This window comes from Ruegeria sp. E8 (assembly GCF_056533985.1).
The window spans coordinates 89137-102327 of record NZ_JBQFOY010000011.1 but is presented as its reverse complement, the minus strand read 5'-3'; the positions used below and the strand labels follow the sequence as shown (position 1 = coordinate 102327).

7 protein-coding genes and 4 pseudogenes are annotated in these 13191 nt (G+C 59.8%); 8 read left to right on the top strand and 3 right to left on the bottom strand.

What is annotated here, in order from left to right:
• Positions 1 to 151: 151 nt before the first annotated feature.
• Positions 152 to 1372, top strand: coding sequence for an aminopeptidase P family protein (locus tag ACR0LF_RS15020; RefSeq protein ID WP_480581198.1), 1221 nt, complete (start codon positions 152 to 154; stop codon positions 1370 to 1372).
• A gap of 35 nt (positions 1373 to 1407) precedes the next feature.
• Here the strand turns inward: ACR0LF_RS15020 and speB are convergent, their stop codons facing one another.
• Positions 1408 to 2382 carry an agmatinase gene (gene speB, locus ACR0LF_RS15015; RefSeq protein ID WP_480581201.1) on the bottom strand — a complete coding sequence of 325 codons (975 nt, stop codon included), beginning with the start codon at positions 2380 to 2382 and terminating at the stop codon, positions 1408 to 1410.
• Positions 2383 to 2484: 102 nt separating this feature from the next.
• Between speB and ACR0LF_RS15010 the strand changes: the two genes are divergently transcribed.
• Positions 2485 to 3375, top strand: a complete 891-nt coding sequence (locus ACR0LF_RS15010; RefSeq protein ID WP_480581204.1) for a COG3904 family protein — start codon at positions 2485 to 2487, stop codon at positions 3373 to 3375.
• A gap of 151 nt (positions 3376 to 3526) precedes the next feature.
• Positions 3527 to 3694 (top strand): annotated as a pseudogene (locus ACR0LF_RS15005) (IS6 family transposase); the annotation flags it as partial.
• 91 nt (positions 3695 to 3785) lie between these two features.
• Here the strand turns inward: ACR0LF_RS15005 and ACR0LF_RS15000 are convergent.
• Positions 3786 to 3957 (bottom strand): annotated as a pseudogene (locus ACR0LF_RS15000) (transposase); the annotation flags it as partial.
• Between the two features lie 281 nt (positions 3958 to 4238).
• Here ACR0LF_RS15000 and ACR0LF_RS14995 point away from each other — a divergent pair.
• From ACR0LF_RS14995 to ACR0LF_RS14980, 4 genes and pseudogenes are all read left to right on the top strand, one after another.
• Positions 4239 to 6086 carry a hypothetical protein gene (locus tag ACR0LF_RS14995; RefSeq protein WP_480581207.1) on the top strand — a complete coding sequence of 616 codons (1848 nt, stop codon included), beginning with the start codon at positions 4239 to 4241 and terminating at the stop codon, positions 6084 to 6086.
• Positions 6083 to 9328 (top strand): ATP-binding protein, encoded by a 3246-nt coding sequence (locus tag ACR0LF_RS14990; RefSeq protein WP_480581210.1) that lies wholly within the window; start codon positions 6083 to 6085, stop codon positions 9326 to 9328. The genes ACR0LF_RS14995 and ACR0LF_RS14990 overlap by 4 nt, the downstream gene beginning before the upstream one ends.
• A 72-nt stretch (positions 9329 to 9400) precedes the next feature.
• The gene (locus ACR0LF_RS14985; RefSeq protein WP_480581212.1) at positions 9401 to 12472 is read left to right on the top strand and encodes an alpha/beta fold hydrolase; all 3072 of its coding nucleotides are present in this window, start codon (positions 9401 to 9403) and stop codon (positions 12470 to 12472) included.
• Between the two features lie 72 nt (positions 12473 to 12544).
• Positions 12545 to 12685, top strand: a pseudogene (locus ACR0LF_RS14980) (IS6 family transposase); the annotation flags it as partial.
• A gap of 52 nt (positions 12686 to 12737) precedes the next feature.
• Here the strand turns inward: ACR0LF_RS14980 and ACR0LF_RS14975 are convergent.
• Positions 12738 to 12874: pseudogene (locus ACR0LF_RS14975) on the bottom strand (IS6 family transposase); the annotation flags it as partial.
• A gap of 44 nt (positions 12875 to 12918) precedes the next feature.
• On the opposite strand from ACR0LF_RS14975, the gene ACR0LF_RS14970 reads away from it, so the two are divergent.
• Positions 12919 to 13149, top strand: a complete 231-nt coding sequence (locus ACR0LF_RS14970) for a DDE-type integrase/transposase/recombinase (RefSeq protein ID WP_480581408.1) — start codon at positions 12919 to 12921, stop codon at positions 13147 to 13149.
• Positions 13150 to 13191 lie beyond the last annotated feature (42 nt).

Genomic DNA, 13191 nt, shown 5'->3' with positions numbered 1-13191 from the left:
TCCTGATTTAACGGTTTTTTCGTTCAGCCCCGTCGCGATGGCGTCGCGACAAAAAGGGGCGTGTTCGGCTCTCGGATCCCGAGACCGCCTGTCCTGTACGCCGGGACATGTGGCCGGGCCTTCGCATATCCCGGCAAAGGAGAGACCTGACATGACAGACCTTGAAAACCGCCCAGAGTTCTTTGTCTGCCACAACGGCGAAAAGGCGAAACTGCCCTTTTCCAAAGATGAATACGCTCGCCGACTTGCTGCGCTTCGCGCGATCATGGCCAGACGAGATATCCCCGTTGTGCTGCTGACTTCGATGCAGAACATCGCCTATTACTCGGGCTTTCTCTATTGCGCGTTCGGACGACCCTATGCCTGTGTTGTGACGCAGGATGCCTGCACGACCGTCTCAGCCAACATAGACGCAGGCCAGCCCTGGCGGCGTTCAATCGAAGACAACGTGATTTATACTGACTGGAAACGCGACAATTATTGGCGCGCGGTCGCGAGTCTGATCGGCGGAGTCAAGCGGATCGGGGTTGAGAGCGATCACCTGACGCTGGCGGCACGGGATACAGCGCTGAGGATGCTGGGCGAGCTGGAACTGGTCGACGTCGCTCCCGACACCATGGCGGCGCGGATGGTTAAGTCTTCGGAAGAGATCGAACTTATCAAGGCTGGTGCCCGTACCGCGGATATTGGCGGCACCGCCATTTATGACGCAATCCGCGTCGGTACGACCGAATTGGAAGTCTCCATCGCCGGACGCGACGCGATGGAGCGCGAGATTGCCCGCGCCTATCCGGATGCCGAATACCGCGACACCTGGGTCTGGTTCCAATCCGGCCTCAACACAGATGGGGCGCATAATCCGGTGACCAACCGGAGGTTGGAAATGGGCGACATCCTGTCCATGAACACCTTTCCCATGATCTCAGGCTATTACACTGCTTTGGAACGCACGCTCTTCGTGGGGGAACCCGACGCAGACAGCCTGCGGTTTTGGAACGCCAACGTTGCAGCTCATGAGTTGGGACTGAGTCTGATCAAACCGGGGGCCACCTGCTCGGGTATCGCGGACGAGATCAACCGGTTCTTTGCCAGCGAGAACCTCTTGCAATACCGTTCATTCGGCTATGGTCATTCTTTCGGTGTTCTAAGCCACTATTACGGGCGTGAGGCCGGGCTGGAATTGCGCGAGGACATCGACACCGAGTTAAAACCCGGCATGGTCGTTTCGATTGAGCCGATGATCTGGATTCCCGAGGGCCAACCGGGCGCTGGCGGCTACCGTGAGCATGACATCCTTGTCGTGACCGAAGACGGTGCCGAAAACATCACCGGCTTCCCCTATGGTCCTGAACACAACTGCGTCGGGGCCTGACCCATCGAATTGGTGGCCGCCCCTGACTTGACCCGCTAGTCACGGGCGGCGCGCTCATGAAAAATAAATCCGATGAAGTTCAGCAACAGCTGGGCCGCGAGAATCTGAGTGCTTTCCGTCGGATCATAGGCCGGCGCAACCTCGACCAGGTCCACGCCCACCACATCGCCGCGTTTCGCCAGACCCTGCAAGATTTCCAATACGTCATAGTACAGAAAGCCACCATGGCTGGGCGTACCAGTTCCTGCCGCAATTGACGGACAAAAGGCATCGATGTCGATGGTCACATAATAGCGCGCATCCTCGGGAATTCGTGCCAATACCGCCTCTGTCCCGAGCGCCCGCACCTGCCGCACCGACAGGATGTCCGAGCCCCGTGTTCGGGCGTCCTCATAGCCTTCCTTCGCAGTTGACGAAACGTTGCGAATGCCAAGCTGGGTCATGCCGCTGACATAGGGTTTCTCGATTGCGCGACGCATCGGGTTACCATGTCCGGCCGTTACCCCGTGCCGCATATCTACAAAATCCAGATGCGCGTCGATCTGAACCACATGGATCGGGCCGTTTTGCGCACAATCCTCGGCAAAGGCATTTATGCACGGAATATTAATCGAGTGGTCACCGCCAATCACCACAGGCAACGCACCTGCACTTAGTATCTTGCCAACACCCATTGCGATATTCGCATGGCTTTCTTCGGTCTTGGTATGGATGATGTCGGCGTCGCCGATATCCACTATCCGCACAGAGGCATCGAGATAGGTCGCATCGTCCTCGTGGTCGTAAGCGCCAGCATGACCAAAGCTGAACAGGGTCGACGCCTCACGTACAGCTCTCGGACCGAACCGGGCGCCCGGTCTCCACTGCGTCCCGAAATCGAATGGCGCGCCCATAATCGCAACATCGGCCTCGATCCGATCCCAATTCTCGACCACCGGCGATTTGCCGAATGATGAAATACCTACGAAGGGCAGATTCAACCGCCCTCCCATATATCCATGTTCATCCATGAAATGTGCCCCATCCTCTAACGTGTTGCGCTAGTATTACCCGATCTCATTGCCCACGTCAGCTAAACGGAGAGAAGAACAATCAAAGGGTTCGCTCGATATGTGATCAACCACTGGCAAGGTCGTCAGGGTCTTGCCTGGTCATTCTGGGTGAATTTTGTGATCCTCCGCCTTGTCTTGTTTCTTTTCCAGGAAGCCGCCGCGACCTTTCTGCTGCCGGGCAGAGTGTTTCCGTTGTGGCTGGTGATTCCGATGGTGATCGTATTCCATGGCTGCATCTTTGTCTGGCAAACTGTCGGCCTCCTCCGGGCAGCGGACAGGTACTGCCAAGACAGCGGACAGATGTTCAAAGTCTGGGGTAGTCATCTGGCTCTGATCGTCGCCGCACTCTGGGTTCTGTCCTACAGCCTTGAGGCCTGGCACCTGACTCAGCCCCAAACCGACACGACTATGCCCAGCCTTGACGAACTCGATGCTGAGCGCGCGACCCGCTACAGCCTCTCGCTGTCTGACGACCAGACGTTCGTCGCCCTCGAAGGATCGCTGGAACTTGGAATAACCAAACGCCTGTCAGCACTCCTCGATGCCCATCCCTCGATCAAGACCATTCATCTCACAAGCCCCGGGGGCAACATCTTTGAAGCTCGCGGCCTGGCGGCACAAATCCAAAACTATGGCCTTGCGACATTCGTCGACAGCGAGTGCAGCTCCGCCTGTACGCTGGTTTTTATGGGGGGCGATACACGCAGGATCGCAAACAGGGCGAAACTCGGATTTCACCAGTACCGCTTTGACACCAACGCAGTAATCCTCGCCGTCGACCCTGACAAGGAACAAGAGCGCGATTTGGCAACCTTTCGTCGCGCAGGAGTTGCGCCGTGGTTTTTGGACAAACTCTATCAGAGTGGATCGCAAAGTATGTGGTTTCCGGATATCAACGTCCTTGTAGACGCCGGTGTCGTCACTGACATCCTGCGCTCCGTCGAACGGTGATTTTGACGTAGCATCTGTGGAGGATGTGTCGCGAACTTTGGATCCGGATTGGCAAGCCTTTAGATTTCGACGTTTGTTGTCTGCGTGTTGTTCTCCAACAGGTTTTAGCATGATTTCCTTGAAAGGCTGTCAATTTCCCGAGGAGGATCGGCAGGATCACAGATTCATCCAACGACGCGTACGACATTTGTGTGGGTTCAAGTCTTTCAAATCGGCTTCAGCCACACTGGATGGAAAAGAGTTAACCAACATGATCCGGACGAAGCAATTATCTAGCGATACGACTTCCGGCTTTCGGATATTGCGCGCCTTTGAATGAGATCATGAACTGGCTTTCGACTTGATAATACAGAAATTCATTCACCCGCTGGCGGCGTGAGCGTCAATGTTCAAAAGTTTGCAACAGAACCCTTGTGCGGCTCGTATTCCTTGGGCGCATCGCGCCATCGCAGCCCATTGAGATTGATGAAGATAATCCCACTCAAGACATGTTTATCATCAACGCGCGGCCTACGGTGCGACTTTGGGAAGAAAGGCTCAAGACGCCATCTACGCATCCGACAGCCAGAAAAGATCAGACATGATCACCGCTCGATTTTACCTATTTGAATAACGAGGTTAAGCGGAAATCAATGGGGCCGGGGCCTAGAAACGTTCTCAACCATTTGCATCCTTGTGCAAAAAAGGTGGTGAGTAATAAAGCTTGAGTGAGAAGCCCTTTCGTTTATCCTTGTGCCCAGGAGTGAGAATGTCTCTCAGCACTTAAATCGACTTTTTCTAGTTTAGGTGCGTTTTTTTTGATGTTTTATCGAATTGAAGCCCGATGGAGTAATTTCCGCTAGATTATTTTGGGAAAATTAGAGATGCCCGTCACAGCGGACGAGTTGCAAGAATTTCTGGATACCGAAGCAGAAGAAGTGGCCAGGGTATTGCGCAAAGTGCAGGGCTTTAGCCCCGTGCCAGTGACCCTCGACGTCCTGCAGGCCAATGTGGATGTCGTGAACTCTATGGTCCCTGCGGGCGAGCAGACCACGCTGGCTGAAGAGTTGAAGATCTTCCTCGAGGAGCAGGGACTTGAATGGCATTTCATGTCTGAGATGCAGAAGGCGCTTGAAGAGGGTCCGCCTCCTCCCACCAACCGGTTCGGCGCCAGAGAACGCGCCGACTTCCTGAAAAAAGCCGATCACAGCTTTCGTTTGTTTGTCTTTGACGCAAATGGGCGCTGCGGCGTGGCGACACTTATCTCTAGCCGTCTGGCTTTGACGGCCTGGCACGTCGCGCACCGCAAAGTGCCCTGCGAAGACGGGTCTAACGGACAAAAGATATGCTGGAAGAGACGCTCTGACCTCTGGGTCCGCTTTAAGCATAACACCTCACGGAACAAAGTGCTCGCGCTGCCTGTGGAACTTCCTTGCGACGAGGCCCAAGCCGATGAGACCCGCACAGTGAGTGACATCAGCTCAGCGACCCTACGAAAGCACCCTGATGTTGCACTCATGTATCTCGAAAGGCCGATGCTCACGAGTTGCATGTTGCCAGACCCGATCGTCAAGCTGCCCCAGGGCGACCATAAGGTGATTCTGTTGCACCAGCAGGACCATGGGCCCCCCGCCCGGAATGGAGGCGGCACCAGTGCTCCGGCGGATGCTGCGATTTTTGATATGCATGCCGCCGAGGATGACCCCGCGCGCTTTCGCTTCGATGCCGAGATGGCGGGGACGTCGCCGGGGTCGTCCGGGGCGCCGATCTTCAATCTCAGTCACGACTTCATCGGATTTCACCAAGGCATGCTGGGCGGGCATGGGCTTGCGGTGCCGCACGCCATCTTTGGCGAAAAAAGCGAGGTTACCGAGGCGATTGATCGGGACCGCAGACCTCGCTTTATCTACTCCACCAACGGCATGTTGAGCGGGGATCTGGTCATCGGGCGCGAGGACTTCTGCACCGCCATCCATGACGTGGTGAACGCGCAGGTGGCTGCAAAGAACCTGCGCGGCATTTGGGTGCGCAGGCTTTGGGTGGACAAGACGCCGGGCATGGAGTTCACCTATGAGATTCTGCGGCAAATGCTGGCCGAGAACGGGGCCCGCTCGAACGTGCCGCGCTTTGTGCTGCGCTTGGCCATCGACGATCTGTACGACGAGATGGCGTTGCAGGTCCTGGGCACGAAAGCGCCTAAGCCAAACCAGGGCGTTACAACGACCCAAACCAGCGACGGAGCGGCGTATAAGGATCAGGCCAAGGCACTGGTGGCGGCCTTGGTGCGAAAGCTCGACGGGACGAAGAAGGAACCCGTCTGGCTCTATTTCGACAACCCCCGCGGCGGCCTGCTGGATGGACCGCAGAAGCAACTAGAGATCCTTACCCAAGTCCTGTTGCATGAGCCGTCGTTGCGCTTTGTGCTGGCGGGGGGCGAGACCTATGCGCTGCCGCAGCCTCAGGCCGACAGTCCCACCGGCCTGAGCCGACCCGGCATCTGGGTCGAACGCATGGGTGATGTGCGATTGGACAGCTTGGTGCATACTGTGGGGGTGATCGACAGCACCTACGGACTTTGTATGGAGGAACACCAAAAAAGGACGATTGCGGAACTCGCCATGCAGGAGAGGCCCGCGTTGCGCGATGCGCAGCACTTCAAAGACGCTGCGGAGTCGCTGCGGATGAACCTCAACAGGAAAGTGGCACAGGCTGGACAGGGGCGCTCCTCATGATGCGCCCACTAGACGATATGCTCAAACAAGCGCTCCAGGCGGCACTACGTTTTGCGGCGCTGCGGGACAACTTTTTGCCCAAGGACGCGATCAAAGCAGCGTCGCAAGCGCTGGATGTCTCGCTGACCAGGATGCAATCGCTCCAGTTGCTATCAGAGATCCGCGCCAGTTCGCTTGAGAGCGGGGTCGAGGCCCCGGGCGAATGGACCCTGCGCCCAGGTCCGCGCCACAAGGTCCTTGATGATCTGGCCGCTGAACGGCGGGAGAGCGGGTTTGATGAGGTGCCTGAGGCGCTGACACCTATCGACCAAGCCCTCCGTGGGCTGGGGGAATACGCTGCTGAGGCGATCGACGAGACGCTACGCGAGTTGCCGAACCTGCCAAGCGCCGAGGCCCGCAGTCAGCTACGCCGCCAGCTTCAAGCTCTGGCCGATGTGCTAGATCGGGCGGGCACCCAGGCGGCGGCCTATGACAAACTGGTGCGCCTGCGCGGGGCGCTGAACAGGATCGAGGCGTATGAGCGCTCTGAGGCCATCCTAGAGCGCGAATTCGTCGGGCGCGGGCCGGAATTGGAGCGTATCGCGTACTGGGTCGCAAGCGGGCAAGAGAAGCCACCTGTCCGCGCCCTGTTCATCACGGGCCTGCCGGGCATCGGGAAGAGTTTCCTTTTGGACCGCGCCATGGCGCTTTACCGCAAGGACACCAAGCGGCCCGTCATCATCCATCTCGATTTCGACCGCCGCAGTTTGAATCTGGAGCGTGAGGACGATCTTGTCTTTGAGATGTCGCGCCAACTTGGGGACATGATCCCCAGAAGCGCCAAAGAACTCCGCGACATGCGCCTGAAATACGCTGAGGCTAGTGAGCCGAACGACACCACCGGCGCCGGTGTGCCCTATGAGTTGACGGACGCGATGGCGCGGGCTCTCAGAGAGGCCCAGACCCATGTTGTTGTGGTGTTCGACACTCTGGAGGAACTGCGCAGCCAGGGAGACCAGCGCATCCGGAGCCTCTTTGCGCTGCTGGATCATCTACTGCGCGCGGATGTCGGCCCGATGCGGGTGCTGGCCGCCGGGCGCGGCGATGCCCTTGACCCCGATAAGGAGCGGATCGACGGCGCGCCCTTGTCACTTGGGGGGCTGAGCGAAGACGAGGCGCGCCTTCTGCTGAACGAGTTGGATACCGATGAGGATTTTGTTGACGACATCCTGGCGCTTGCCGATGAAAATGAAGACCCGCACGATGATCCGAGTTCAGGGACGTCCGGAGAACCCGCCTACAACCCGCTGATGCTGCGCCTCGCCGCGCGAGCCGCCAAAGAGCCGGACTTCGACCCGGGGTCTCTGGCGGTAGGGGGGAAGGGTGCCCTGGGGGCCGCTTATCTCTACCGCGCGATCCTGTCGCGCATCGACGACCCCCGCCTGGCGGCACTGGCCCATCCGGGGCTGATCCTCCGGCGCATCAGCGCGGACTGCCTGAAAGGGATATTGGCCCCGGTGCTCTTGAAGCAGGAGATCGACCAGGAAGCGGCCGACCAGCTATGGCAGGACCTGTCGAGCCAGCATTGGCTTGTGCGGTCGGACGGAGTCGATTGGTTGAAGCATGAGACACAGCTGCGCCGCATCATCCTGCCTCTCCTCTATGCCGAGCAAAAGGACCTCGCTGGCGAGATCGACCGCAAGGCCCGCGATTGGTTCGCTGTGAACGATGACCCTGAGAGCGCGCTCTACCACGCCTTTCAGGCGACCCGTGATGGTGCCCCGATGCCCGAGTTCTCGGCCACGGAGGTGTCTGGCTTCACGCAGGACGACATCAACGAGTTGCCACGGGACGCTGCGATCCGCATCCGGCAGGCGCTTGGGCAGCGCTCCAGCGTCGATCTTGGCGCGGCGTCGGGCACGGATTCACAGGTCACGGCGGCTGGCACCGCGCGCGAAGTTGACCCGCTCGCTATACAAGAGCTGGAAATGACCCTGGAAAAGGGGGACGCCTTGGAGGCGCATCTCATCTTTGCAGGCGACGCAGGCTTTCCGAGGAAGCCGTCCTGGGACCGGCCCGAGACCCCCGCCGTTCTGGCCTATTACTGGCTAAGCGGGCAATGGGCACGGGCCATCGCTTTGTCGCAGACGCTGCCCTCAAAGCGCCGTGCCGCGTTGATCGAGGGCGATGCGCCGGTCTATCCTCTGGTTCTCGACGAGATCGACGCGCAGACCGCGTTCGCGGATGTGGTCGCGCGCCTGCGATCGGATGCGGAATACGAGCGCCGAGTGACCGAGGTTCGGTCTCGCGGCGAGCATATGGCTCTGATCGGAGCGCTGGACCTGGCCCTGGCGGCGGCCGATACCGGCCAAAGCAAATCCAACCGAAGCCTGGCGGACATACCCCATGACATAGTCGAGGCGCGGCGCTCCCGAGGAGGGCTACGCGGCAGCCGTGCTGCGCGGTATGCGCAGGAAGTAGCGGAGCGCTACGGGATCCTGGCCGACCTTGAAGCGGCCAATAGTGAAGGGATGCACCACGAGGTCGCCCGGCTGAACCCCGTGGCCGGGCGGCTTGGGACCCTCGCGCGGATCGACCATAGCCCCGTGATGGGACGCTGGCTAACTGGGCTTTATCAAGGCCTGGACGAGCTATTGCCGCTTTTGGGCACGGGCGATCAATTCGATCACTACACGCGCTACCTGGACACCGCGCATCATGATGGGCCGGAGATCCTCGGCGCCTTGGGGCTGACCAGCGATTGGGCCTCAGCCTTCACGCTGTTCCATGTAGTCCCTGACGTCCCGACCTTGGCCCGCGCTGCAGAGCGCTGGCGCGTCGCCGCGATGGGCTCCTGGCCCTGGCCGAAGGAGAGCCGTCCCGATGGGTGGAGCGAGGCCGGTTGGGCCGAGTATGGCGAGCCCGATCCGGTGCTGCGGCGGCGGCTGGACGGCCTGTTTGCCCAGGAGGACCCCATCGCCTCTGCCTGTGCACTTCTGCGCCGGTTTGCCTTTGCCTCGAGCTATCCTGACCTTGGCAAGGGGAACGCACTTGGGGCGCGGGTCTTTGCCCACCGCATAGCGGGGCCGGTGGACGCCCTGCGCGAGGGCAAGGTGCGCGATCCCAAGGCGATGGCGGCGCGGCTCAGTCCCAAGATGATGGGGCCCGCAGTGACCGCCGCGCTTGCGGTGCTCGCCACGGAGATGTCCACAGATCAGATGGCGGAGATGCTTTTTGGCGCAGACATGCCGCTAATGTCCTAACACACCGCTTTTTTCGACGGATCACCGTGATCCGAACCTATTTGAACACACTGCATTCAGGGAGACCGAACCATGACAACGCAAGCTTACCAGGAAAGCCTCAACCGGCTCGAAATGCTGCGGTCGACGGGGCGCATGGAGCGCGCGCAGCGCGCCCTGGAAGGGATGGCCGGGCATCCGCTGCTCGAAGAGCTTGGGGTGGATCACCAGACTGCGTTGGATGGCCTGACCGCCTCGCCTACGCAGTTGGAAAGCATGCGCATGCCCGCCAACCGGCTTGAGGCGATCATCAAGACGGTCACGCGCCCCCCGCTGCTGTTCCGCAATGGCAAGGTCGAGCAGATTCCGCTGCCCGACTTCGCGCCGGATATTGGCGACAAGATCGTGCGCAACGAGATCTGGGGCAAGTCGGTTGGCCGCGTCGAATTCCTGAACCACCACATGCTGTGGGGCGGGACCGCGTGGGTGGTCGCCGAAGAGGCGGGCGGCACATTCCTTGTCGTCACCAACCGCCATGTCGCCGCCGAGGTCGCCCGCCGCAACGCCAAGGGCGAAGGTATCTTTATGCGCTCTCCTTTCACCATGGTGCGCTATGGGGCCGAGGTGGATTTCAATGAGCAGGTGGGCGCGCTGCCCAGCGATGCACAGCTGGCCGTGATCGAGCGCTTCACCTACCTTGCCGATGATCACAGTGCCGACGTCGCCATCGGGCGGGTTCAGGCGTCGGCAGGTCTAGAGCTTCATCCGGTGCCGCTGGCCGAGACGGATGCCGAACAGGGAGAGACAGTGGCGGTCATCGGCTACCCCGCCTTCGACAGCCGCAACGACAAGACCGAGATGGAGCAGTATTTTACCGGCATCTACGACGTCAAACGCTTCTCTCCGGGGCTGATGATGTCGGTCCGGCCCGGCTCGATCCTCAGCCATGACTGCACGACGCTGGGGGGCAATTCAGGCTCGCCGCTTTTGAGCTTGGACCGCGACGCCGTGGTGGGGCTGCATTTCGCGGGCGAGTATGGAGTGGCAAACAGTGCGGTGCGCGTGAGCACGCTCAAGGCGCTCTTGGCCGGCGAGCGCCCCACTCAGGTCATTATCGAGGGGGCGCTGGAGGTGGAGCGTGCCGATGGGTTCCACGAGCCCGAGCACTTTAAAGGGCGCGAGGGGTACAACCCGAATTTCCTCTCCGCCCCGGTGCCCTTTCCCACGCTGCCCGATGGAGAATTCACCTTGGCCACGCCAACGGATGCCACGCCTGAGCGCCCGCACGAGCTGCGCTACACACATTTCGGACTGCTCTACGATACCGCCCGCAAAAGCCCGGTGGTCACGGCGGTCAATATCGACGGGTCGCGCTCGATCCGAGTGAAGCGCGGTCGCGACAAGTGGTTCTTTGACAAGCGCATCCCCGTAGAGAGCCAATTGGGCAAGGATGACTTCCCCGGCGCGCTCGACCGGGGGCATATGGTGCGGCGCGAGGATCCCAATTGGGGCGATGACGAGCCGCGGGCGATCCAGGCCAATTTCGACACATTCCACTACACCAACGCCTCGCCGCAGCACGCGGCTCTGAACCAAAGCAAGAAGACCTGGCAGGGGCTGGAAAACCACATCCTGGACAGCACCCGCACCCATGGCTTCCGGGCCAGCGTCTTCACCGGTCCGCTCTTTGGGTTGGACGACCCGGAGGTCGATGAGATCGAGCCTGGGTTTCGCTTGCCCTTGCAATACTGGAAGGTCGTGGTGATGGATGTCGAGCAGGAGGTGGGCGGCGGGCCCGGGCTGCATGCGACCGCCTATCTGCTGAGCCAGGGCCAGGCGATCCAGACCTACCTGCAAGACCTGCGCAGCAACGAGGCCGTGGAGGGCTTTGGCTATGAGGGGACTGGTTTTGCCTTCGGTGCCTATAAAACGTTCCAGGTCTCGATCAAGTTCCTTGAAGAGCTCAGCGGCCTGGACTTTGGCGGCCTGCGAGACGTTGACCCGCTTGCCGCTACTAGCGCTGAAATCGAGCTTCTGGCGGACCGGCCACAGTTCATCGAGATTGAGACGGTCGAGGATGCGGTGCTTGCCGCCCCAAGTGCCGCGCCCCAGGCCGAGGGACCCCAAAACTCGGAGCGGTTCGCCGTACAGCGGGTCTTCTTTGGCACCGACCGGGCGGAGGGCGATCCCACCGATTCCGGGCCCAGCTTCATCGATAAACGCGGTGAGCGCTTGGCCTTGGGGGTGGCTGAGGTGACCATTCCCACCCGGGCACGCCGGATCGGCACGATCGCGCGACCAAAGAACCTAGGGTTCCTGTCGCTGACCATCTGGAAAGGGCGCGAGGACCCGAAGCGGCACTTCACCCTGCGCGGCACCGAGCTATTGACCGTCGAGGACTTCCGCAACCAAGCCGCACAGTACGCCCACAGTGCAGAGACCTACGCCAACACGGGCTTTGTTTTTATGCACGGGTTCAACACCAAGTTTGCCCCAGCGATGTTCCGCACGGCGCAGCTGGCCCATGATCTGGGCTTTGACGGCCCGGCCTTTGCCTATTCCTGGCCCTCAGCGGGTTCGGTCGACAACTACTTCACCGACATCGCGAATGCCGAGAATGCGGCCAATTTCATCGATGATTTCCTTGAGGTTGTATTCTCGGTTCCAGGGCTGGAGAAAGTGCATCTGGTGGCCCATTCGATGGGCAACGCCGCTTTGGAAGAGCTTCTGACGCGCGCGGGCACCAAGTTGCGCCGTGATGGCCGTTCCATCGATCAGATGATCCTGGCCGCACCCGATATCGACGCGGGCAAGTTTGGCAACATCTATCAGCATTTCACCGGCGCGGCGCAGAACGTGACGCTCTACGCCAACGCTGCGGACCGCGCTCTCGATGTCTCACGCGCGCTGCGCAAAGGTTACATGCGGCTCGGTGATGTGGGGCCAGAGGGGCCGCAGGTGGTGCCTGGGGTCGATAGCATCGACATCACCGAGATCGGGTCCGAGGTGCTCTCACTGAACCACGGGGTCTATGGCGAAGATCGCGGCTTGCTGGATGACATCGGGGCGCTTTTTCTCTCCGGTCAGCGTCCGCCCAAACGCCGTATGGCTACGTTAGAGGAGGTCGTTACACCCAAAGGAACCTATTGGCGTATGCCAGCGTAGCTAAGTTGTGCCCAAAGCCAAACTGCGCAGCGTTGCGGTGACGTCGTTGTTTACCTCAGCAGTCGGAACTGCCTTTGTCGTTTTGGCAAACATTTCGCGGATTGTATTTGACGGGATCGGCCTCAGCCGAACGAAAAATGGCACTTGGATGAGGTCGTGCCCCCGATCTGCGGCGAAAAACACAGGCTTTGGCGCGCTATCGACGCGGATGGGGTTTTGTTGCGAAGTTTTGGTTGGATGACAAGAACGCGCTGTGGCAGCGGGTTTAAGAGGCGAGTTCCGCGAACTGGCGAAATGGACAGAGTCCGGGCGTGATTTGACCGTTGCGGATCATGTGCGCCACTTTTTTCCGTCCAACGTTGCCGCTGCTGAAGCAAAGGCTTTGAGCGTCAGGCTGGGCTGAGCGGAGGAACCGTCCAGCAGCAGCCGAGTTCTTTGCCAAAGCGCTGTCTTCTAATCGAAGTCCTGGAAAGATCGTCATCGACAAAAGTGGAGCTAATGCGGCGGGCATTCGAGAAGTGAACAAAATCCTTAATCGGTTTGGCTGCTCAGCCAAAGTCCAAACAGTCACGTCCAAGTATTTGAACACCCTGATTGAGCAGGTTCATAGGTTCATCAAGCGTCGTATTCGGCACAAGTGTGGGTTCAAGTCGTTCAAATCCGCTTCGGCCATTTGACGAGAACGCAGGATAGGTGTGTCCAGTACGTCGCTAACTTTG